Source organism: Desulfosporosinus lacus DSM 15449, from assembly GCF_900129935.1.
GTDB lineage: Bacteria > Bacillota > Desulfitobacteriia > Desulfitobacteriales > Desulfitobacteriaceae > Desulfosporosinus > Desulfosporosinus lacus.
This window is the reverse complement of the sequence record NZ_FQXJ01000007.1, coordinates 232,173-255,434: the sequence shown is the minus strand read 5'-3', so window position 1 is coordinate 255,434 and position 23,262 is coordinate 232,173. Positions and strand designations below refer to the sequence as shown.

General features: G+C 40.1%; 23 protein-coding genes and 2 riboswitches. Of the genes, 9 read left to right on the top strand and 14 right to left on the bottom strand.

What is annotated here, in order from left to right; translation table 11 throughout:
- The first annotated feature begins 501 nt into the window (after positions 1-501).
- Complete coding sequence (locus BUB11_RS11850) at positions 502-1,200, top strand: hypothetical protein (RefSeq protein ID WP_073029956.1); 699 nt, start codon at positions 502-504, stop codon at positions 1,198-1,200.
- 171 nt (positions 1,201-1,371) lie between these two features.
- The gene (locus tag BUB11_RS11845; RefSeq protein ID WP_073029955.1) at positions 1,372-2,229 is read left to right on the top strand and encodes a methyl-accepting chemotaxis protein; all 858 of its coding nucleotides are present in this window, start codon (positions 1,372-1,374) and stop codon (positions 2,227-2,229) included.
- Positions 2,230-2,377: 148 nt separating this feature from the next.
- Here BUB11_RS11845 and BUB11_RS11840 read toward each other — a convergent pair whose 3' ends face one another.
- On the bottom strand, positions 2,378-2,563 hold the full coding sequence (locus BUB11_RS11840) for a hypothetical protein (protein ID WP_034600576.1): 186 nt from the start codon (positions 2,561-2,563) through the stop codon (positions 2,378-2,380).
- A gap of 239 nt (positions 2,564-2,802) precedes the next feature.
- On the opposite strand from BUB11_RS11840, the gene BUB11_RS11835 reads away from it, so the two are divergent.
- On the top strand, positions 2,803-4,221 hold the full coding sequence (locus BUB11_RS11835) for a Na+/H+ antiporter NhaC family protein (RefSeq protein ID WP_073029954.1): 1,419 nt from the start codon (positions 2,803-2,805) through the stop codon (positions 4,219-4,221).
- Between the two features lie 18 nt (positions 4,222-4,239).
- Here BUB11_RS11835 and BUB11_RS11830 read toward each other — a convergent pair whose 3' ends face one another.
- Together BUB11_RS11830 and BUB11_RS27030 are read right to left on the bottom strand one after the other, a co-directional pair.
- The gene (locus tag BUB11_RS11830) at positions 4,240-4,890 is read right to left on the bottom strand and encodes a potassium channel family protein (RefSeq protein ID WP_073029953.1); all 651 of its coding nucleotides are present in this window, start codon (positions 4,888-4,890) and stop codon (positions 4,240-4,242) included.
- 15 nt (positions 4,891-4,905) lie between these two features.
- The gene (locus BUB11_RS27030; RefSeq protein ID WP_242947528.1) at positions 4,906-5,199 is read right to left on the bottom strand and encodes a potassium transporter TrkG; all 294 of its coding nucleotides are present in this window, start codon (positions 5,197-5,199) and stop codon (positions 4,906-4,908) included.
- Positions 5,200-5,430: 231 nt separating this feature from the next.
- Here BUB11_RS27030 and BUB11_RS11820 point away from each other — a divergent pair, with 231 nt between their 5' ends.
- The 5 genes from BUB11_RS11820 to BUB11_RS11800 all read left to right on the top strand — a co-directional run bounded on the left by BUB11_RS11820 (position 5,431) and on the right by BUB11_RS11800 (position 8,315).
- Complete coding sequence (locus tag BUB11_RS11820) at positions 5,431-5,895, top strand: hypothetical protein (RefSeq protein ID WP_242947527.1); 465 nt, start codon at positions 5,431-5,433, stop codon at positions 5,893-5,895.
- A 106-nt stretch (positions 5,896-6,001) separates the two neighbouring features.
- Positions 6,002-6,679 carry an RNA polymerase sigma factor gene (locus BUB11_RS11815; RefSeq protein ID WP_242947526.1) on the top strand — a complete coding sequence of 226 codons (678 nt, stop codon included), beginning with the start codon at positions 6,002-6,004 and terminating at the stop codon, positions 6,677-6,679.
- Complete coding sequence (locus tag BUB11_RS11810; RefSeq protein WP_073029950.1) at positions 6,636-7,112, top strand: anti-sigma factor family protein; 477 nt, start codon at positions 6,636-6,638, stop codon at positions 7,110-7,112. Before BUB11_RS11815 ends, BUB11_RS11810 begins: the two co-directional genes overlap by 44 nt.
- Positions 7,113-7,130: 18 nt before the next feature.
- A complete protein-coding gene (locus BUB11_RS11805) occupies positions 7,131-7,838 on the top strand; it encodes a B-box zinc finger protein (RefSeq protein ID WP_073029949.1) in 708 nt (235 codons plus the stop codon).
- A 168-nt stretch (positions 7,839-8,006) separates the two neighbouring features.
- Positions 8,007-8,315, top strand: a complete 309-nt coding sequence (locus BUB11_RS11800) for a zinc-ribbon domain containing protein (protein ID WP_073029948.1) — start codon at positions 8,007-8,009, stop codon at positions 8,313-8,315.
- Positions 8,316-8,341: 26 nt separating this feature from the next.
- On the opposite strand, the gene BUB11_RS11795 is transcribed toward BUB11_RS11800, so the two are convergent.
- Positions 8,342-8,953 (bottom strand): nitrogen regulation protein NR(II), encoded by a 612-nt coding sequence (locus BUB11_RS11795; protein WP_073029947.1) that lies wholly within the window; start codon positions 8,951-8,953, stop codon positions 8,342-8,344.
- Positions 8,954-9,196: 243 nt separating this feature from the next.
- Complete coding sequence (msrB, locus tag BUB11_RS11790; protein WP_073029946.1) at positions 9,197-10,171, bottom strand: peptide-methionine (R)-S-oxide reductase MsrB; 975 nt, start codon at positions 10,169-10,171, stop codon at positions 9,197-9,199.
- A gap of 329 nt (positions 10,172-10,500) precedes the next feature.
- On the opposite strand from msrB, the gene BUB11_RS11785 reads away from it, so the two are divergent.
- Positions 10,501-12,204: an acyl-CoA dehydrogenase family protein gene (locus tag BUB11_RS11785; protein ID WP_073029945.1), complete on the top strand. Its 1,704-nt coding sequence runs from the start codon at positions 10,501-10,503 to the stop codon at positions 12,202-12,204.
- A 381-nt stretch (positions 12,205-12,585) separates the two neighbouring features.
- Here BUB11_RS11785 and BUB11_RS11780 read toward each other — a convergent pair whose 3' ends face one another.
- The 9 genes from BUB11_RS11780 to BUB11_RS11740 all read right to left on the bottom strand — a co-directional run bounded on the left by BUB11_RS11780 (position 12,586) and on the right by BUB11_RS11740 (position 23,253).
- Positions 12,586-13,428, bottom strand: coding sequence for a DegV family protein (locus BUB11_RS11780; RefSeq protein WP_073029944.1), 843 nt, complete (start codon positions 13,426-13,428; stop codon positions 12,586-12,588).
- Between the two features lie 149 nt (positions 13,429-13,577).
- Entirely contained in the window at positions 13,578-14,594 is a 1,017-nt protein-coding gene (locus tag BUB11_RS11775; protein WP_073029943.1) for a uroporphyrinogen decarboxylase/cobalamine-independent methonine synthase family protein, read from the bottom strand.
- A 181-nt stretch (positions 14,595-14,775) separates the two neighbouring features.
- Positions 14,776-15,117: a MazG-like family protein gene (locus tag BUB11_RS11770; protein ID WP_073029942.1), complete on the bottom strand. Its 342-nt coding sequence runs from the start codon at positions 15,115-15,117 to the stop codon at positions 14,776-14,778.
- A gap of 245 nt (positions 15,118-15,362) precedes the next feature.
- Positions 15,363-17,642 (bottom strand): xanthine dehydrogenase family protein molybdopterin-binding subunit, encoded by a 2,280-nt coding sequence (locus tag BUB11_RS11765; RefSeq protein WP_073029941.1) that lies wholly within the window; start codon positions 17,640-17,642, stop codon positions 15,363-15,365.
- A 1-nt stretch (position 17,643) separates the two neighbouring features.
- Positions 17,644-18,093: a (2Fe-2S)-binding protein gene (locus tag BUB11_RS11760; protein ID WP_073029940.1), complete on the bottom strand. Its 450-nt coding sequence runs from the start codon at positions 18,091-18,093 to the stop codon at positions 17,644-17,646.
- Complete coding sequence (locus BUB11_RS11755; RefSeq protein ID WP_073029939.1) at positions 18,078-18,881, bottom strand: FAD binding domain-containing protein; 804 nt, start codon at positions 18,879-18,881, stop codon at positions 18,078-18,080. The genes BUB11_RS11760 and BUB11_RS11755 overlap by 16 nt, the downstream gene beginning before the upstream one ends.
- 178 nt (positions 18,882-19,059) lie before the next feature.
- Positions 19,060-19,161: riboswitch (purine riboswitch) on the bottom strand.
- A gap of 216 nt (positions 19,162-19,377) precedes the next feature.
- Positions 19,378-20,541, bottom strand: a complete 1,164-nt coding sequence (locus tag BUB11_RS11750) for a pyridoxal-phosphate-dependent aminotransferase family protein (protein ID WP_073029938.1) — start codon at positions 20,539-20,541, stop codon at positions 19,378-19,380.
- Positions 20,542-21,013: 472 nt separating this feature from the next.
- Positions 21,014-21,115: riboswitch (purine riboswitch) on the bottom strand.
- An 82-nt stretch (positions 21,116-21,197) separates the two neighbouring features.
- On the bottom strand, positions 21,198-21,665 hold the full coding sequence (locus BUB11_RS11745) for a MarR family winged helix-turn-helix transcriptional regulator (protein WP_073029937.1): 468 nt from the start codon (positions 21,663-21,665) through the stop codon (positions 21,198-21,200).
- Positions 21,622-23,253, bottom strand: a complete 1,632-nt coding sequence (locus BUB11_RS11740; protein WP_073029936.1) for a DHA2 family efflux MFS transporter permease subunit — start codon at positions 23,251-23,253, stop codon at positions 21,622-21,624. Before BUB11_RS11740 ends, BUB11_RS11745 begins: the two co-directional genes overlap by 44 nt.
- Positions 23,254-23,262: the final 9 nt, after the last annotated feature.

Below are 23,262 nucleotides of genomic sequence, written 5' to 3'. Positions count from 1 at the left end.
TAGGTCCCTTGCTCTGTTCAATATTTTCCGAAAATTTCAAACCTTTATTCCAATCCTAAAGAATTGTAAATACTATATATAGAAATGACTAAACGATCTGTTTAAGACCATGCGACTTCTGTGTATAACATTTATACGATATGTATATAATTGAAACAGTAATTTTCTAAACATCCCTATTTATACTCGCCTTTCTTATCCGTAAAGTTGTTAATATTAGATTTAATATCGGCTTAACTTTGTAGACTCAATAAAATAGCTTAGTTATTCACTCCAAAAAGTGTCTTTGGCCTTCAATATTAGGCTAAGACACTTTTTGTTTCTATAAACAATTTATTTAGAATATTTAAACAATTTCAGGCATCAAAGTTGCATATTAGTTTTGAGGGAATCAAATAAAATAATTTGGGCTGAGATGTGATGGATGACATACCAGCATACAAGAGGAGGCGAAATTTTCTAATCCAAAATAACTTAAAAAAATATAAGGAGGATGAACAAATGGCTTCTCTTGCAAGTGCCTTCAACAAACTGAACGTTATCTTCTTAGCTTTATTACTGGTACTTATTATGGCAGGTGAATTAATCTTAGAGCCTAGACACTTAGCTACTTGGCCGGCATTTTTAATTATGATCTTTTTCTTTATGTCACACATGAACATTAAGGAAGCACCTGCGATTTTAATAGGAAGTGCCTTTGGCCTGCTTAATCTTGTTCTAATCACATATTGGGTAGGTGCAACTGTCCCTATGCTAGGCGGGGACATGGCAAAAGTCACTGACCCCCATACCGTAGAAGCTATGTTCATATCCAAACTGATCTATATCGCATTGTTTGTCTCTCTTATCGTATTTTTAAAGGACATCCTTCCCTGGGTGTTTAACAACTATGCTTTTATGTGTTTCACAGTATCTGGCGCTGTATCTGGCGTATACACAGTTGCCGCCATTGCAGCACATACGATTGCAGGATACGCCAATGGTGTTGTTGCAGCGGGAGGTAATCCTGCTGCGATCTCCGCTATGAAGGCGGCGACTGACAAAGCAATTGCTGCAACAGTCCCTGTCGTAAATGTATATCAATGGATAGCAATCGAACTGATCGGCGGAGCTATCTTCATTGCTGGTATCTATGGCATCACCAAGCTGTTGGCTAAGCTCGCTGGGGCTCCTGCTGCCCACAATGATGTACAGGGATAAGACTTAAAAAAACCATATATGCGAAGCGCTCACAAAGGGAAAAAGTGGGCGCTCGTTTTAAGCCTTTAATTAATTATGAACTTAATATACTTTTTTTAGATAACGATGTAGATTTCAATTAGAAAGTTTATCACTTTAGCTCATTGAATCTATTTAGAAAGAGGCGTATATATGGAAAACACTGCAACATTGAATAACTTAAATGAAGAAAATATTTTTGAAATTATTGGAAAAATCGCATCGTTATTTCATCAAGTGATACCGATAGAGAATACTGTGATAATAACTGATAGAGAAAAATTCAGGAATTATTTTATGGGTTCAGAAGCTGTTGTAAAGCAATCTAACTTAATAGGGAGCCCCATCCCCGAAAAAGGACATATCCCTGTTGTCTTAAAGACTGGTGTCCATAAAATAGGCATTATGCCAAAGGAACTCTATGGCGTAGCATTTAAATCCTCAACCTTACCTATAAAAAATAATTCCGATACAATTATCGGAACCCTGACTCTTGCGTTAAGTTTAAAAGGTCAAACTGCTCTACAAGAGATAACTGAGAATATTTCATCTTCGGCTGACCAACTGTCAGCTACAACAGAAGATTTAGCATCCTCCGCATTATTATTATCCGATAATGTATCTGAGGTATTAGAACAAACTCAGGATATTCTGCAACTGATAGAGCAAACTAATAACATTTTAGATTTTGTAAATAGTGTTGCCACTAATTCAAGGCTCCTAGGCCTAAATGCGGCTATTGAGGCTGCACGAGCTGGCGAATTTGGGCGTGGTTTTGCCGTTGTAGCCGATGAAATACGTAAAATGGCCGAAAATAGTGCAAAATCAGTTACTGATACTAAGAAACTCATTTCAACGATTGATAATAAAGTTAATCATCTTATGCGAAAAGTTGAAGAATTAATGAATGTCGCACATACACAAGCGGCAGCTAACCAAGAAATGACAGCTACCATTCAGAGTTTCGCCGCCACTACTCAGACCATGCGAGCGGTATCAGAAATTATTTAAAATAATTTCAACAAGGTTATGAGTTGCTATTGCATAAGCAGTATAATTGGAACAAATAAGGTCGTACTTATACTTGAATTAAAATATAGACACCCTTCTAGGGCGTCTATATTTTAATTTTAGAATGTTTTTCGCAAAAATTGCTCCCTTACTTAGACTTAGTTAATCGAGGCAAATCCCAGAATTCCTTTTTTAACGGGACCTCATAGGTAATCTTAGTATATTGTTCTTTGTCATAAGTTTGCCCCCTTAAGAGGTCAACCAGAAAACGTTCACCACTGCGTTTGTCTTCAATAACGACCATACGACTCGGGTTGCTTTGCTGTCTTTCCAAAATAAAATCCCCTTATCAAATTAAAGTTTACTCACAAACAATAAATCACATCTGTTACAATTCGATAAATATTTAGAGATTCCTTCTTTGATTGCATTAAGGAATCGATGATTGCCACCTTAATATATGATTGCCAATTTGGAGATAATATATTAGTGAGTAAAATTTGAACAAAAATCTTTAATTCAATTAGTTCTTGAGAGATTTATAAATACTCGGAAACGGAAAGTAGGTCATACATGGAAAATTCATGGGTTTCACTATTGCCTTTTATCGTTGTCATTCCAATAGCGGTCTTAACTAAACAGGTTCTGCCAGGATTGTTTGCGGGTTTGATCCTAGGAAGTTATCTTATTCAACCGGATCTCTTTGGAGGAATTATTACACTTATCTCCTATCTGATTAACAATTTGGTAAAACCCAATAATATACGTATAATTATTTTCCTCTATGTGTTTGCTGGCCTCATCAATTTAACCAGGATGACTGGAGGAATTAAAGGTTTTGTTGACTTAGTAAGTCGAAAAGTAAAAACAAAACGCTCGGCCATGCTTCTTATATGGCTTTCAACAATTGGGACCTTTAATAATCCCAATTTTCGGATTGTAACTGTTGCACCCATCATGAAACTGCTGAAAAGAAGATTACCGATTTCTACTCAGAAGATCGGCTTCATGATTGAAGTCACCTCCAATCCGGTTGTTGCCCTTGTACCTGTAGCGACTGCCTTTGTCGGATATATGGTATCTTTGATAGGGACAGCGTTGCAACAGGTCGGCATTAATGAATCCCCTTACAGTATCTTCATAAAGAGTATACCTTTTAACTTTTTTTCACTTATTATAATTGGAATAGGAATTTACTATAGCTTTTTTAGAGAAATGAGCAACCATATGCAAGGAGATATGGTTGAAGATTCTGATGCCCAGCGAGAGGAAGAAGAGTTGCAAAAATGTATGCAAGCTTATGAAAAAGAAACTCCCAGTAAGCCTCTAAATCTATTATTGCCTTTGGGTATTATCTTAGTTATGACTTTGTATCTAAGTTGGCGAAATGGTCAGCCCAAGGCAATAAGTTTTTTTGATGCCTTTGTTAAGGCAGACGCACTTGGAGTTATGCTTGAGGCGCTCTTCATTACATTATTTTTATCTTTGCTTCTTTTCCTTTTGCAACGTTTCAGCGTTGCAAAAATCGTTACTCATTTCATTGATGGAGGCAATGAATTGGTCTCTGTTATCCTTATGCTTGCCTTAGTTTGGGCCTTATCCGCTGTCTCTGAAGATTTAGGGTTTTCCACCTATATTGCTTCAAATTTGATTGGTTGGATCCCCGAAACCTTTATCGCACCTGTAGTTTTTATCTTAGGGAGCTTTATAGCTTATTTTATTGGTTCATCATGGGGAACCTGGGGCCTGTTAATGCCCCTGGCAGTAACTCTCGCCCACCAAACCGGATCAAATATTATCCTCGTCATTGGTGCCGTTTTTGCAAGTGGAACGTTTGGAGCTTTCGCCTCCCCTTTGAGTGATAATTCCATAACCCTCTGCGCAATACTCGATCTGCCAGTAATGGAATATGCGCGATCAAAGTTAAAACCATCGTTAATTGCGGCTGGCTTAACGACGATTTTATTTGGAATTGCATCACTGTTTATTTGACTTAAGCCATTCCTTTATTTAACCAGGTAATTTAGAAAGTGCATTCTTACTTCCAACGATCACCAATACATCCTTTTCATCTATGACATCCTCTGCTCCTGGCGCAATAACAATATGCTCTCCCTTCTTCTTAATGGCCATGACATTAATTCCATACGCAGCTCTTAGATTTAATTCTCCAATCGTTTTCTTAAGAAAACGATTGGGAGCGGCAATTTCAAAAATGCTGTAATCTGGGGATAATTCTATAAAGTCCATGACATTCGAACGAATTAAGTTATGAGCTAAGCGTATCCCCATATCTTGTTCCGGATAAATAATTTGATCTGCTCCGATTTTTTCCAAAACCTTTCCGTGCTGAGACGATTGAGCTTTGGTAACTACAGTCGGAATTCCCATTTCTTTCAACATCAGGGTAATCAATATATTTGCTTCTAAGTCATCCCCCATCGCTACAACTGCAACATCAAAGTTTCGCACTCCTAAAGCTCGAAGTGTCTCTTCCTCTCGTCCATCAGCCTGTACCGCTTGGGTTACATCATTCATGATGGCATGGACGGCATGTTCGTTCTTATCCATTGCTAGAACATCATGTCCTAAGTCGCTTAAGATTTTTGCGACACTTGTTCCAAATCTGCCTAAGCCAATGACTACGAATTGTCTACGCATTAACAACTACCTCCTTTAGCCAATCAGCATTCGTTCATCCAGATATTTATAATTCGCTTGATTTTTCTTTTTCTGAGTAAGCACAAACGCCAAAGTTAATGGACCCACCCTTCCAGTGATGGTTATAATAATAGCTATTTTACCAATGACTGTTAGATCAGGAGTTAATCCTAACGACAGGCCTACTGTTCCGAAAGCAGAAGTGGCTTCAAATAAAACGGTAAGCAATAAAGTCCCAAACAGAATGAGCAAAGCAAAACCTACTACCAACACCCGAGATGGTGTGAGAAATTTACTTAATATGTTCAAATCCCATTCTCCCCAATAGTTCTTTATACTATATGCCTTAATCTGTCCAAAAACAATATATCTAATCTTACCCCTGCGGGACTTTTATCAGTAATATGTATATACTAAAGCTTGCTAACCAGCTTCAAAATAAAATCAAATTTTACTAAAAACATTAAAAAGGGTTTATAGTGAAATCTGTAGAAGTAAATCTACTTAATAATAAAGCAAAGTGAGGTGGTCAACATAACAATGAGCATTCTGATCGGTATCGTACCTTTAATACTAATCATTTTAATCATAGCAAGTGTGATAGGAATTAAAAAAGGCAACGAAGAATCTGTGGAAAGAGGTAACGAAATGATTAAAACTGTCTATGTTTATTTGATACTATTTGCAACGTTGATGATGACGATTGGGGGGACAGTAGCGGCTTTTATGGCTGTGGCTGATATTGTTGCTCCACCTGGTTATTATCAGAGCTTTGAGCAATATAAGATGCAACCCCAATATAAAGGAGAGATTCCAACGCCAGCTAATCCAACTCAAACTCTAAGTGATGCAGAGTTAAAAGAGCAATACGATCGAATTGTTAATGATGAACGATCCTTAACCAAACAAAGAGCCCTAAATAGCCTAATTAAGAGCTTCGGTTGGATTATCGTTCCTCTCCCGATATTTCTATTTTTTCAGCGCAAGGTGAAACAACCGGTTTAACCTCTATATCTAATATAAATTGCTAATCATCTAACGGAAACCTCCCCAGTCAAAAGACCGGCGAGGTTCTTCTTTTTAAGGTATTCAATTAAGAATTTCATTTCAATTGAAGTATAATCCAGCATCGATACGTCTAAAAGATAGTAAGGGCGGTGAACGGTATTTGCATGATGATGAAGCTCAAAACATCCTCAAAGGGGATGAAGAATTAATTAAATCTATCCTAGCAGGAAATGGCGAGCGATATGGAGATATCGTGGAGCGCTATCAGACAGGATTATACAGGACAGTTTATTATTATACTCAGAACGTTGAAGACGCCCGAGACCTCACCCAAGATATTTTTATCAAGGCCTATAACAATCTTGCTGGATTCAAACAGGGCTCTGCGTTTTCCACTTGGCTCTACCGAATTGCAGTAAACCATTGCCTCGATTGGTGTCGGAAGAAAAAACCCACATATGTAGAATCTTTCAGTCTGGATAATCTCTGTTCTGACGAAGACAGCCCAGAAGACTTGTTTCTACAGCAGGAGATTACCTCTGAAGTACAAGCAGCGGTCGGGAGCCTGCCGGCAATCTACAGTACAGTCCTTATCCTATACTACTTTGAAGACTTCAGCCCCCAACAAATTGCAGACATAACGGATATACCCAAAAGAACGGTGGAAACTCGGTTGTTTCGGGGTCGAAAAATGTTAAGAGACAAACTCCAACCTACATCTTCTGGAGGTGAAGACCATGACCTGTTATCGAAGCCGGGACAACTGGCACAGCTACGTTAAATACAGTTTGAGCGAGGCAGAACGAGACGAAATGGCTTCTCATCTAGCGAATTGCCCTGAATGCCGCAGTATCGTTGCAATTATTCAGGAGACATTAGAGAGCTTGGCAAAAAAGCAAGTAATCCTCTATCCTCCTCTAGATATCAAAATCAACGTTATGAAGGCTATTGATAAGAATCGGTATAGGGAAAACATGGTTAGCACGAACCCCTTCCACCTTTTCGAGTTAAAAAACTGGGGCGTTAGCATGATAGCAGCGGGAATCCTCCTTTTCGCCCTGAACCTAACCACCTTGAACCCTGGATCTGAAAACGGTCAGATGACCGAATTGCATACCGAGCTAGGTAAGCAAATTACTATTCCCTTCGATAAAATGAGCCAAGTAGCTAACGACGCTCTTGAAAAGATTGAATCTTTGAGATTGTCAAAATAGAAAAAGGGGGATTTACCCATGAATTGCCAATATCATCCCAATCAAGAAGCCCAAGCCATATGCGTGAAATGTAAAAATCCAATCTGCTCGGAATGCACAATTAAAGTAGACGATAAAACCGCCTGCCGCCAGTGCCTTGAACAAAATCTCAGTTTCAACCCAGCGTCAACAAATTCCCCTGCGGGCATCCCTAGAAAAACTTTTCTAGAGAAATTCCTGTTTCTCTGCTACAGTCTGATTCCTGGTGCTGCGCACATGCATTTGGGGCTTTTTCGACGTGGTCTTCAGCTGATGATCATCACCTTTGGCGGAATCGCTCTCATCAACTTTATCGGTTTGGATTTCCTCATTCCTTTTATAGTAATACCCACTTGGTTTTTCAGTTTCTTTGAGAGCCATCATTTAAGGAAGCGGTTTGAAAACGGGCAAACTATCGTCGATCAGGATCTCTTTGACCGTCAATTGTTTGATTATACTCCTCTTTTGAAAAATCGTCGCATAATAGGATCTACAATAATAATAATCGGCCTTCTCAGCCTAGTAAGGCAAATAGACAGATATTCATTCTTGCCTCGTCTTATCGAAAACTGGGATTATTACAACTTACTTAGAGGGAGTTTAGTTCCACTCTTGCTTATCTCAGGCGGTATTTACCTAGTCGTCAAAGCGACCCGTACACAACCGCCCAAGGAGAAATTAGACCCTGAAATATCAGAAAATCAATAATCCCTAATTAAGGTATCCATCGATCAAGGTCTTAATCACAAGCATGTCTATTGATAAAAAAACAAAACTTTGGTTATACTCTATATATCGGTTTGTGTCATCAGGAAGTAATATTGCAGATCCTCTGAACACGACGATATCCACTAAGAACTAAAGAGGTGTTTATTTATGTTTAATGACAAGATTTTGACTTGTCGGGATTGTGGCCAAGAATTTGTTTTCTCCGCGTCAGAACAAGAATTCTTTGCAGAGAAAGGGTTTACGAATGAACCCGGAAGATGTCCCCAATGCCGTGCAGAAAAAAAGGCTCAGAATCGTTCTTCGGGGGGATATAACAATAATCGTCAGGAACGGGAAATGTTCCCTGCCATCTGTGCTACATGTGGAAAGGAAACCACAGTTCCGTTTCGACCGTCTGGTGAGAAGCCGGTATATTGTCGGGATTGCTTCCACCCCGCCCCGCGTAACAATTGGTAGACATCCAAATATTAAAACCTCCCAGGTCAAACCGAGGAGGTTTTTTCTCTTTTTCTGATCTCTGCTTGCATATTAGCATACAATTCTTCGGAACAGTCCGGACAAATATCATGAGTAAATTCCGCTTCAGAATGTGCTTCTATGTAACTCTCAACTCGATTCCAGTAGCCCTTATCATCTCTAATTTTTTTACAAGATGCACATATTGGAATAAGTCCTTCTAACTCTGTAATCAGGGAAATATCTTCTATAACAATAACTGCATATCCCTGATGATTATATTCAAAGGGCGAGGAACTAACTAATATCGCCATTGCTTGGCCTGTAAGAAATTCCAGTTTTCCTTTTGCTCGACGAGTTTCTGTTCCCACAATCGCGTCCAAGGCTGTATTCCTGACTATGCATTCAGGACAAACTGAACTAAATCCACACCCTTGAGGATGGTCTCGATGATGTACACACCCTATAACTTCGCCACAACTTGCTTCCTTAAATCCCCCTCCCGTATATCCGAAGAAGGCCTTTGCCGATCGATTTAAAGCATGAACCTGGCACTTTGGATCAAGGAGCAAGGCTAACTGAGGGATAGTATCAAATAAAATTCTAGTAAACCCCTTTTGTTTCAATAATTTCTCCAAAACTCGCACACTCCTTTCCGAATACTAGTATTGCAATCTTGCTTATTGTTTCATAACTTTAAATTTATGTTTTAAAAAATATTAGTTCAATCTCAAAAAGCATAATTTATAGCTATATTATACTATAAAATCTAAATTGTCTGTATTATTGACAATAATATTAATCAACTATAAACACCTCCCAGTCGAAAGACCAAGAGGTGTTAGATTAATAATGAATCTGTATCAAATTATTTACGTTCTTTATTTAAACATTTCACAGTAGCTTCCATAACCCTCTTCGACTAGTACTTCTTTAGGAATAAACCGCAGAGCTGCAGAATTGATACAGTAACGAAGCCCAGTTGGCTCAGGACCATCCTCAAAGACATGCCCGAGATGTGCATCCGATTTTGCACTTACAACTTCAGTTCGCTTAATTGAATGACTAAAATCAGGCTTTTCCTTTATCTCTTCAGGCCTGAGAGGTTTTGAAAAACTCGGCCACCCACACCCAGAATCGAATTTGTCTTGAGAGCTAAAAAGAGGCTCCCCAGAAATCGCATCAACATAAATTCCTTCTCTGACATTATTCCAGTATTCATTTTGAAAAGGTGGTTCTGTCCCTCGTTTTTGAGTAACTTCATACTGTAACGTTGTCAGTTTAGATTTTAGCTCCTTTTCTTGTTCCTTTTCCTTTTCCTTATCCTGACTCCAATGTTCATCGAGAAACATATCCCGTCCTGATCCTTGTCTGTAGGCACCATATCTTAACGGAAACTTCTTATAATAACCTTGGTGATACTCTTCCGCGGGATAAAACGTTGCAGCTGGTATAATTTCCGTTACGATAGGATTCTGGAATCTCTTGCTTTTTTCCAGATTTTCTTTAGACCGTTCGGCAAGATTTTTCTGTTCCTGATTATGATAAAAAATGGCTGTTCTATAGGCTTGCCCTAGATCAATAAACTGTCCTCCTGGGTTAGTAGGATCAATTTGTCTCCAAAAAACCTCTAATAATTGAGTGTAAGACAACAAAAGTGGATCAAAGGTAACCTGTACCGCCTCGTAGTGCCCTGTCTTTTTGGAGTAAACGTCCTCATATGTAGGATATTCCAAATTTCCGCCAGTATATCCTGACTCCACTTTAACAATGCCAGACAATTCTTCAAACGGTTTGACCATACACCAAAAACAGCCTCCCGCAAAGGTAGCAAGTTGGAATTCGTTATTGTTCATAATTTCTTCCTCACATTCTCTCCATAAACATTTTCGCCACTTTTAGTTAGTTAATTAGTAAGCATATAATCAATTGAAATTAATATAATTAGCGTTATTATCAGAACCCATTGTTAACTTAGCAAACAATTCCTATATGCTATTATTTGATAAATTATGATAATCATACCCCTTATTAAGCTGATAGGTCTGATTAGAAAAGTAAAGCTAAGACGCCGACTGATGCAAGATACGAAAATGTTACTTTACATTCTCGGAATTTATGAGATAATTATGATAATTGATGAATGGTCATTCATTATATCAATGAGAAGAAAGGTGTGAGGTTGGTGTCCCTCTTACTTAATCCACAAAACTATGAAAGTCCGCAAAAAGATTCTCAATCAAAGGAAATAATGGAGAAAACTATTGCTTTTTTTGAGGAAAAAGGGCTCAGAAGCATCAAAGAAGATGATCAGGCAAGTCGATGGTATACAGATTTCTTAAAACTTATTAAAAAAGAACAAATTTTTTCTACTTTACTAACCCCGGCAGGATATGGTGCACCTGACTCACGATTTGATCTAAGTCGAGTCTGTGAATTTAACGAGATAAGTGCATTTTATTCGTTGTCGTATCAGTACGCCTACCAGGTTTCCATTCTTGGGCTTGGACCGATTTGGATGGGAGATAATGAAAAAGCAAAACACTTAACGGCGGAAAAGCTAAGAGAGGGAGCTATCTTTGCGTTCGGATTATCCGAAAAGGCTCATGGTGCAGATCTTTACAGTAATGAAATGTCATTATCTTCGACTAGCGAAGGGAACTACCTTGCTAACGGTGGAAAATACTATATTGGTAATGCCAATGAAGCAGCACTAGTATCGACTTTCGCTAAATATAGGGACTCTAAAGATTACGTATTTTTTATCGTAGATAGTCAACACCGCAACTACAAATTAATTAAAAAAATCTCAACTTCTGGGGTTCGTGCCGCCTATGTAGGAGATTACGAACTGATCGATTATCCAATCACTCAGAATGAGATTCTATCAAGTGGACCTTTAGCTTGGGATTCTGCCCTTTCTAGTATTAACATTGGCAAATTTCAATTAGGATTTGCCTCTATAGGTATTTGTACCCATGCTTATTATGAAGCTTTGAATCACGCCTCAAGCCGTGAATTATACGGTAATAAGGTCACTGATTTTCCACATATCCAGAAAATTTTCACCGAATCCTATGCCCGACTGATTGCCATGAAGTTGTATGCCTTAAGAAGTTTAGATTATTTTCGTTCTGCCACTGACAACGACAGACGTTATTTACTCTTTAATCCCATACAAAAAATGAAAGTTACTACTCAGGGAATGAAAATTATTGAAATGCTCCTCGACGCTATTGCTGCCAAAGGATTTGAACAAGACACATATTTTGAAACGGCCATCCGCGACATCGGTATGATCCCTCGCTTGGAAGGGACGACTCATGTAAATATTGCCCTCGTAATTAAGTTTATTAACAATTATTTCTTTAATCCTAAAGAATACCCCATTATACCCAAACGGGACGATCTGGCAGACGATTCCTATCTATTCCGTCAAAAGGCAGGGAAACTTGCGTCTGTCAGTTTTCCTGATTACCGTTTGGCCTACGAAGGAATTCAAGTCCCCAATGTAACTGTTTTTCAAGAACAAATTGAACTCTTCCGTTCCTTCTTAGAACAAGCCAGCCCTAATCAGGAACAGTTAAGAAATATTGACTATATGCTCGCCTTAGGTGAAATGTTTACATTAATTGTTTATGCCCAGCTGATCTTGGAAAACTCCAAAATCCATACTATTTCTTCCGCCTTACTGGATGAAATTTTTAGCTTTATAGTTCGTGACTTTGCTCAATTCGCCCTAACTCAGATTTCAAATTATAACAATTCTACTCAACAAGAAGATTTCTTAAAAGCCATGATGAAAAAGCCTAACTTAAATCCTGCTGCCATGCAAGCGCTTTGGGAGACAGAGGTTAAGCCTTTAGCAGGTACTTATCAACATGCTTAACCCTATTTGATTCTACGCAGTTTAGTCTGGCTCTTTGTTCTTGATAAAGGATAGACTTTGGGTACACTTTGTTTTTGTCTCTTCTCTGATTTGAGACGACGGTTTCTGGACCAAAAACCCACCGATACTATAATTACCATCGCTAATGTCAGTGTCAAATAGCCCATTATGCAGCACTCACCCTTCCAACCGAACAATATATTAGTTAATTATATGCCAAGGCCAATCTACTCAATTCCAACCTTATGATCATGTTAATTATTATCTTTCTAATTATATTGCCAAAGATTTTTAAATAGTATCATAAATAAAACTTATCTAGCGCCAACTGATTAGTATTAAAAGAACCCTTGAGATTTTATCCCATGGGTTCTTAGTTTTTCACTCGAACTGAATAGCGGCTCCCACCGTTCCCGGCCCAGTGTGCACCCCTATAACTGGCCCCACCTGAGTAAAAACCGTTGTCTGAAGTTGAAAGGCATATTCTAAAGCTTCCTTCAGATATGTTCCAGCCTTATGTGCAGCACCGTGAGCTACTACCAATCGGATTGGTTTCCTACCTTTAGTTAAATCTTGATAAGCCTGAACAACACTATCTAACGCCTTCTTCTGACTATGCGCTTTTCCATAGGTTTGATATACCCCGTCATCTCCTACCCGGATGATTGGCTTAATGTTCAAGAGCGAGCCCATGAAACCTTGAACCCTCCCGATACGCCCCCCCTTTTGCAGGTACTCCAACGTATTTAAAGTGAAAAGCGTTTCGATATTTTTTCTGGCCTTCTTAAGGTTCTCAAGAATCCATTCAGTATCTTGACCCTCTTTAATATTCCTTGCAACTTCCATTACCATTAGTCCTGCACCCAGGCTAATGGTTTTTGAGTCTACAAGGTGGATCCTTTCTTTGAACTTCTCCTTAGCCAGATATGCAGCATTAAATGTACCGCTCAAAGCAGAAGATATATGCACGGAGATAACTTCTTGATATTCCTCTAGCAACTTACTGTATAAACAGCTGAACTCTTCCGGAGTTGGTTGTGATGTTTTTGGAAGTATCTTATCTTCCATTAAACGTCGATAGAAGTCTTCACTTGTAAGCTCCCCATCAGAATACTCCTGCTCTCCAAACCTCACTTTAAGAGGGATTACATGAATATCAAAATCCTTTTTAATTTCTTCCGTTAGGTCAGCTGTACTATCCGTCACCAGGGCAATCCTTTTCATTAAAAACCCTCCGTTTTATAACATTCCATCTATCTTCAACATTCGGTAAATTCCGATGAATTCCTCCACTCCTATGAAAGAAATTTTATTTGAAAACAGAAAAAGGCTGAAAGGATGGTATCTCAGCCAATGTTTCTGTATATTAGCAGTTACGCAAATCTTAATTTCAGGTTTCTGGATATTTCTTGTAACAATTCAAAAGAGCGATTGATACTGGAGGTTCCATCTCCATTAATAAGACAACAACGAGACGGGGCTAACCAGGAACGATCATAAATCAAACTATCATCCAGTCCATGATGGTTAAGAAACTTCCATAAATCAAGCAAACGAGCAGTCAGTGATTGGATGGTCTCTGAACTTAATTCGCTGGTCAAAGTGGGGATAACTCCCCAGGAGATTATTTTTCCCCGTCTCAAAAATTCTTTTACTTCATCAATGTAGCGCACCAAAATGTGTCCCCAACTAAAAGCATCGACGGAAAGAATATCTATATCTGCTTTTAATAGAAAGGACCAATCGGGATTCCCGCATAAATGAACACCTTTCGGACCCGGCAGTTTAGACAAGAAAGCCCCGTACTCGACTTGAGCAACTTCTGAAGTATAAGCACTTAGCGAGTTAAAGATCATTTCTAATCCTGGTTCATCCAGCCAAACAAAGGGTGTAGAATGAACCTTCTTCAATTGATTATATTGCCAAGTTATCTTGTGATGAAGAAAATCATATAGAATTTCGCGAACAAAATCATTGTAAATCATTGGTTTTCTTTCTTCGTCGCAGATCTTTAGTCCAAAACTAATCGGACCAACTGTCTGTCCATGAATCATTTTATAGGAGGACAGATCCTGAGCTAAAAATCCATTAAACGCTGCTGAAGATTCTTCAGACAATGCAAAGTAATCTGGGCTAATGCTGGCCTCGAGATATTCATCAAGTTCCTGTGCAAAGCGTTCATGGGAGAAATGAAGGCTTTGTTTTCCTTCATTAACTATGATACCCGGGAAATGCTCGGCAAATTGAGCATACATATCTTCCTTAAATCGAAAACGCGGTAATTGAGGCCAAAACGGAATATCTAAACTCAGCGCCAATCTCTGAGCCGCTGGTAAATCAGTGTGCGGCAAAATGCCCATTGCGGTTGTTAAAGCTTGACCCGACAGCATTTAGAACAACCCCTCTCCGTTAGTCAGAATAGTTCTTTAATTCTTATCTTGAATTATACTAAAATCTGAACTGACTTAACATGACATGGATCACACAAACAAATTATGCACCATCATATGGCAAAGTAACTCCGGAACATACTCAAATGACCTTCCAGAAAGATATTGAAAACTAAGAACCTTAATCACAATATCCCTTATACCGAAGTTTTTCTAGATGCTCTTTCAAAATCGCTTCCAAATTAATGCCATATTGCTCTTCTAAAACAAACATCATTGTTACTGCCGTCTGAGCGACATCTACTAATTCTCGGGCCACCATCTGCATGGCTTCCTCTTCTTTCATCCGCTGGCTCTCTCCACTGAGTCCTCTAAGTTTACCAATTGCCTGAGCCAGCTCACCGGATTCTTCCATGATTTTAAGAGCTGTACTTTCCAGGGAGGGGCTCAAACGATTCAAACGGGGAAGAGTTACGGTTTTTGAAGCGAGCCGTTCTTTGCTAAATGTATTATTTTCAGTCATTTCACCACGACCTCTCGGCTTATCTTATCTTATCTATCACAGTATACATTATTATGGATGTGCAAATCGACTGTTTGTAAACCCAGAATCCAACTATTCCACTTGATTTCTATTCGAATATGTAGCAACAACAAAGAATGAGCATTTTTAGATACTTCAGCGGATCAAAGACTCCGCCTGTGAATCAAAAATGCTCTTTTCTCAATTATATCTGGCGGTTGTAACTTCCCCCAGTCTCTAATAGACTATAGTTTCTGCATTCCTAAGAAAACCTTTTCAGGAGTAATCGGCAAATGATTCTCTCTAACACCGACAGCATTATAAATCGCATGAGAAATGGCAGGCGGCGGAGTATTAGCCACCACTTCTCCAATTGATTTTGCCCCAAAAGGACCCGTGGGTTCGTAGCTTTCTTCAAAGGCTATTCGAACCTTCCCCACATCCTTGCGACTGGGAATTTTATATTGCATAAAACTGTTCGTAGCCATCTTTCCTATCTCATCATATCTTACCTGTTCATAGAGGGCCATTCCGATTCCTTGAGCAATCCCGCCTTCGGCTTGAATACGCGCAAGATTTGGGTTAATCACTGTACCGCAATCTATGACTGCCACATAGTCAATTAAGTCTACTTTTCCAGTCTCTCGATCAACTTCTACTTCAGCAAACCCTGCAATATAAGGCGGTGGGGATACTTCACACCCCTGCGTAGCATAACCCACTAACTGAAGCTTTCCCGTACCCAGGATGGTAAGTTCCGCTAGCTTAGCAAAGCTTATTTCTTGATCCCCGCTTAAAGTACGGACTGCTAAGCCATCGAATTCGACGTCTTGAGGGGCAACCCCTAAAATTGCTGCACTCTGTGCTAGTATTTTATTTTTCAACTCTTCTGCAGCCTTCACCACTGCCCCCCCCGCAACATAGGTCGTACTGGAAGCATAAGACCCTGGGTCATAGGGAGAAGTATCCGTATCTCCGGCATGAACAATGATCTTCTCCATGGGAACTTCTAATATCTCTGCAGCCATCTGGCTGAGAATCGTGTCACAGCCCGTTCCCATATCCGTAGCCCCAGTGAGCAGAGTGAAATTTCCATCATCATTTAAGCGAATTTCAGCAGAGGCAGTCCCGATATTAGCAATCCCTGAGCCTTGCATCGTGATCGCCATCCCTACTGCTCTCACTTTATTGTAACCGACTTCCCGACGCGGGAATTTTTCCTCCCAACCAATCAGCTCTTTGCCCTTGGCAATACAGCGATCTAAGCTTGAACTGCCCAACATGACTCCCGGCCCGGTAAGAAAAGTTTCCCCAACCTTACTGATATTTTTAAGGCGAATTTCCGTGGGATCCATCTTTAATTGTTCAGCTAACATATTTACAGTCGATTCCAGGGCGAATGTACCCTGAGTTGCTCCATATCCTCTAAAAGCCCCGGCTGGCATTTTGTTAGTGTATACGGCCTTCCCGTCAAACCGTACCGCTCTTGTTTTATTATAAAGCGGGAGCGTGTAATGCCCTACACAACCTAAAACAGTCGGGGCATGCTCTCCATATGCACCAGTATCCGATAAAACCTGCATATCGATAGCTCTAATAAAGCCCTCTTGATCTGCACCTAACTTAACCTTTAATCTCATGGCATGACGGCTTGTTGTAGCGCTAAAGGTTTCTTTTCGATCATAAATGATCATAGCCGGTTTTCCTGTTTTCAAAGTTACAAGGCCGGCAAATACATCCCCTGCCCCGGTTTGTTTTCCGCCAAACCCGCCACCGATTCTAGGCTTGATTACCCTGATCTTACTTGCCGGGATCTGTAAAGCTCTTGCCAACTGCCTTTTAATATGAAAGGGGACCTGTGTAGAACTGACTGCGATTAACCTCCCTGCATGATCCAGATAGGTAAAGGCCCGATAGGTTTCCATCATAGTATGCGCTTGAGCTTGTGGATAATAGACATCCTCTACCACCACAGCACAACGTTTAAATTCTTCGTCAACATCTCCAACTTCTTCATGAGAGGAAGATGTGATATTGTTTTCCTTTTGCAGCCCAATCTCAAAGTTACAGCTTAAGTCCTCTTCAGGATGAACGACTGAAGGATGCCCTACGGCCTGCTCAAAATCTAAAACAGGCTCCATCACCTCATATTCAACTTTAATTCTTTTCATAGCCAAAAGTGCAGTTTTTTCGTCTACAGCCGCTATAATAGCCACTTCATCCCCTACATAGCGCACAATCTGATCAAGGATTAGACGATCGTAGGGTGACGGTTCAGGATAAGATTGACCAGCTAACGTAAATCGAGCGTTGGGGACATCCTTAAAGGTGAGGATACATTCTACACCCTCTAAAGACTCCGCTTTGGAAATGTCTATTGACGTAATCTTGGCAAAAGCGTGTGGGCTTCTGAGGATTTTTACCACTAGAGCATTAGGCATAGCTAAATCCTCAGTATACACAGGTTTGCCCATGGCAATTGCCATTCCATCTATTTTACGAATGCTTTGTCCGACATTTTCCATTCTAAGCCACCCCCAGATAGATCTTTATCGCTCTAAGCTGTCCCATATAACCCGTACAACGGCATAGATTGCCCGTTAAATAGTGAATAATTTCTTCCTCTGTAGGGTTAACCAGCTCATTCTTCATAGCTAAGACGCTCATGATAAAACCCGGACTGCAAAAACCGCATTGTTCAGCCCCTTCTGCGCTGAGTATTTGGGCAAATTCCTCTGCTTCCTTGGGAAGTCCTTCTATAGTTGTGATTTTCTTGCCATGTGCCCGCAGAGAAAGGACAGAACAGGAAAGCATCGATTTACCATCCATCCAGACAGTACAAAGTCCGCAACAACTTGTATCACAAGCCTTCTTAACACTAAGAAAGCCATGGGATCTGAGTGTATCAGCTAAAAACTCATCGTTAGCGACTTCCCATTTAACAGCTTTATCATTAATCGTTAGTTCGATTTGCATGCCAATACCTCCATTATTCCCCGTTTGACAAGCGCTCTGCAAAGGGCTTTCCGATAGGTTGCTGTTCCCCTCGTATTCGTTCCAAATGATAACTCTTCGGATGTCCTCTTCGCTGCTTCTTCAATTGTTTCTGATGTTGCACCTTCCAGTGATAACAGCGCAGAAGCACTTATCGCAATCGCTGCTTTACTCGGCCTGGCGCCCACAGCAATCGTCCAGCGATTATTCAACATAGAGACCGCCACATTTAAGACCGCATAATCGCTGGCAGAGTTTCTGAAACTCAGATAGGATGCTTGACGCTTGGTTTTCTTAATCCATAATCTAACCAGGAGGTCCTTTTCCTTGGGTTTAGACAGAAAGTCCGCCAAAGGCATTCTGCCGGCCTTAAATAACTCAACCTCAGTGTCCAAAGACAACAGGGCCGTGATTAAATCAGAAAAACCGTATTTAGAATAAACCGAAGCACCCACAGTTACGCCGTTTCTAAACTGCACTCCAATAATGTCACGAAGGGATTGAGGAAGCACCCCATTATAATGCTCCGTTAACAGAGGATGAGTTTCAATGTCTCTCAGGCTCGTCATAGCCCCAATCTCAATAAAACCATCCGTTTCCTGTATATAATTAAGCTTAAGCTTAGTCAGGTCTACCCCTGTATTAATTCGCTTTTTGCCCATTTTCAGAAAAGCACAGCCTCCAAGAATGGTATTATTTCGTTTATCAGATAAGATCTGATAAGCTTCTGCTAGGTTATCTGGTTGAACTAAATCAAGAATAGTAAACACACTTGCCCCTCCTCAGTGACGCTAATTCTTTCGCAGAAAAAACAAACCCAAGCAGACAGGTTTCAACTCAAATTGGTGAGAGAAATCTGCCCGCCTGGGATCTGACCCTGCGGTATAATCCAAAAACAAATTTAGACTTATAAATAAAGTCTTTGGATATGTACAATGGCATATTGCCTTTAGTACATCTTTCGCTCATAGTCGGACCATTTACGGCAGTCCGGTAGAAACTTGCAGACCATATCTCTGCTACTATATGAACACTATTTATTTGCTGACCCAGAGTTTATTCTACAAGAAACTTAATCATAGGTCAATACATTTCCGAACATTAACATCATAATTTTGTATATCGTTCGATCAGAATCAAGATTGAAGCAGCCTTTTCACAACAAGTCCGTATATTTAAAAACAAGGCTGCAAGTTAATCTTACAGCCTTGTTCCTGAACAAAAGTCCATGTTTAGCTATTAGTATTATCAATCATTAAGTTTCCTTTAGGCCGTATGATAAATCCCTTTAAACTCATCGACTGCTGCATCTATATTAGCGGTATAGCCCATCTCTTGAAGAGTCACTCCAACAATTTGGAGTGCTTTAACAAACATTTCTTCAGTGGCATTCCCCATGTGCCCTATTCGGAAAGCCTTTCCAGCTAAAGCAGCTAAAGCTCCAGCCACGACGACACCTTTCGAAGCTAACTTCGATCTGAACTCCGCATCATTTAGACCTTCAGGATAGATTATGCAGCTCAAGGTTGGAGCCGCGACCGCTTCTTCTGCCAAGGGCTTCATGCCAAAGACTTTTAGTCCAGCTCTCACGGCGCGTCCAAGAGCTAAATGTCGACGATAACGGGTCTCCAGTCCTTCCGCCATAACCAGTTCCATGCCCTTATTGAAAGCGTAAATCATGTTAACCGGAGGCGTTGCAAAGTATTTTACTGGCTCATTCATGACTGGGAGCCAATTCTTAATATCAGTATAGTACCCCATAACAGAAGGCATCGCTTCACGTGCGGCCAAAGCTTTTGGTCCAAAGGCCACAATCCCCAGTCCGGGAGGAACGCCAATTGCTTTTTGAGATCCTGTTAAAACAACATCTATCTTGTAATCTGGGTGACCATAGGTTTTTTGCATATCCTCTTCCATGGCAGCAGAGGCACATACTCCATCAAGAATAAAGAGAGCACCAGCTTTTTTGACAACCGGAACCAATTCTTCAACATTAGCCATGACTCCAGTCGAGGTGTCAACATGAGTTACAGTTACTGCCTTGAAACCGCCTTCAGCCAATTTTTCTTCGACTAATCCCTTACTGATCTGCTGACCCCACTCCGCTTGAAGAGTCTCTACTTGGATGCCAAAGACTTTTGCCAAGGGAACAAAACGGTCTCCAAAATAGCCGTGACTAACCACAAGCAACTTTTCTCCTGGAGCAACAGTATTGATAATTGCCATTTCCATCGCCAAGGTCCCTGAACCTGCAATCACAAAAACTTCGCCATCTGTGTTGAACAATTGCTTACTTAAGTCTAAGCTATTCTTAAAGATTTCGGCAAATCTCGGATCAGTGTGTCCCATTGTCTCACTGGAAAGAGCATCATATATTTCATCCACAACTGGTGTAGGGCCTGGGACAAGCAGCATTTCTTTATTACGCAAAATATCCATCTCCTTTTTAATAATAAACACTTTGTATCGATGGGCTCAATAAGTGGATTAAGCCCCTGAACAATTAACTATACTTTCGAAGGAGTAAACCGCTCGAAGTAAGTTCTCTTTATCCATTAAAATTAATTAATATAAGTACGTTTATGGACTCACAGGTCCTGCATTACTAGGATTATCGACTTCTCTGTTGTCCTCCCTTCGTTGTATACACCAACCATATAGAATTATTACCAAGCAATTGCTGGTATGGATACACTGGATCTTTGTGTATTAGAAAACTTGGGTACCAAGCTGCAGGTGAAGGCCATAGTACAAAAAAAGAAGACCCCAACGAACAGATCCTGCTCATATGAAGTGAGAGAACCTGTCAGCTTAGGGTTGCGGATCGCAATTTACCCAACGGAATAATCCAAATACAGATTAACTTTTTGAAAGTCTTATAATCTGTGAACTTGGATTTGACTCCTAGGACACTTTCGCTCATAGTCGGACGATTTACGGCAGCCCGGTAGAAACTAGCAGACCTTATCTCTGCTTTTATATGAACTAATATTCACTTGTCATGATTATATTTTACAAGAAATATGGAGATAGGTCAAACATTTTTTCGAACATTTACTGGATTGATTGAAAGAACGTTCGATAATTTAAGATTCGCCCTTGCTGATCAATGAGTATAAGATCTCTAATCCTGAAATAATTTTTTCCATTTCCTCTTCACTGGCATTCTTAAGAGTATCATAGATGTACTTATTCATTAACTCATTAATGGCATTATTTTTTTGCCATTCTGGAGATAATGAGAGACGCACAATCCTCCGATTACTTTCAGGAATTTCTCTAATAACTACCCCCTGGCAGACTAAGCGATCCACAATTCCGGATACAGTACTTTTAGAAAGACCTAAACACTCACTCAGCTCATTCAAGGTTGAAAAAGGGTTCTTATGCAGACCCATAATTAAACCGATTTGAGGTCCAGTAAAACCATATTGTCTGGATTTTTTGTAGATTTGATCCCGATATACCTTGTGAATTGCTTTAAACAGAGATACGACGCGTTCAGAATCTTTACTCCAAGATTGTTGGAATTCGGGGTTCTGATCCTGTTCCATCTAATACCTCCCCCTTGACGAGACTTTTTTCGGGTTCTTTGTTCTTAGACTTTTTACTGCTTCTCATCATTAGAACCAAGAAAATAGCAATAACTACTGCGAAGACTGTTATGGCAATCACATAATTCATGGCATCCAGATAAGCCTGGGCATAAATCATTTTTCCGAGAGTTGTCAATGCAGACCCTTGTGCATCTCCTTGCGTCAATCCGTTTTTCATATAAATCCCTTGCAAGGCCTTCACCAAAGAGTTTGAGGCATGATTAAAGGGGGTAATCTGTTCAGTAAGTCGAGCATAATTATCGCTTGATTTTGTAGAGATCATAGTCGTCATAAATGTTATAGCTAAGGCACTCAGTATACTTCGAACGGTCGTGGACAAGGCCGTTGCCTTTCCATAGAGATGTCTGGGCACATCATTCAAACCTGCCGTATTGACAGGCATCATCGAAAAGCCAAGTCCAATCCCTCTTAAAGCTGCTACTAAGGTTATTGTTGACATTGCAGTATTCATATTAAACCTTGACATTTCATAGGTAGCATAGGCAACGATGATAAGACCTGGAATCGTAACGACTTTTGCTCCGTATTTGTCAAACAGAGCACCGCTTATAGGCATCATTAATCCTGATGCGATAGCGGATGGGAAGAGGATTAAACCGGTTTCCATTGCCGTATACCCTCTTATATTTTGCAAAAACAGAGGTAGTACATACATACCACCCATCATTGCCAAAGTCGTTACACCTGAAATAACTTGACTTAATGTAAAATTATATACTTTAAAGACCCTCAATTCAAGCAATGGCTCAGGATGGGTTAGTTCATTGACCACAAATATGAGAAGACTAAATAACCCAAATGTAAGGATAAGTGGAAATTTAACATTTCCCCAATCGATTGAATTACCCTCACCGAAAACGTACAACAGGCTGACAATGCCAGAAATCGAGGAAATAAATCCAACGTAATCGAAATTCCCTTTGTACGGTTTCAGGGGTGTCTCCCTTAGTAACAGCGCTGCTACAATAACGCCAATCACACCGACTGGAACGTTAACATAGAAAATAAAGCGCCAATCCATATATTGAATGATATATCCGCCCAGGGTAGGCCCTATTGCAGGAGCGGACATTGAAGCAATTCCCCAAAAACCCAAGGCCTTACCACGTTCATGGATGGGAAAAATCTGCATAATGTAGGACATGCCTACCGGCATAATAGCGCCGCCGCCTATGGCCTGAATCACACGAAAAGCGATCATGGTATTAGTACTCCAAGCAAAACCGCATAAAAATGACCCTATGGTAAAAAGGCCTAAAGCCCCAATAAACAGCTTTTTTATCCCAAAGGTATCACTGATGAAGCCTGTAATAGGCACAACAGCACCCATGGCAAGTGTGTATCCCGTCAGTATCCACTTTACTGTCTCCAAATCGGAGCCAAAAACATTCATCATTTTGGGAATTGCAATATTAACAATGCTGCTGTCCAGCATCACCATAAACGTACCTATTACAACGACAAGCAAAGCAGACCACTTATACAAGCCGCCATCTGCCTTTTCCGGTGTGTCATGTCCTGTCATATTTCATAC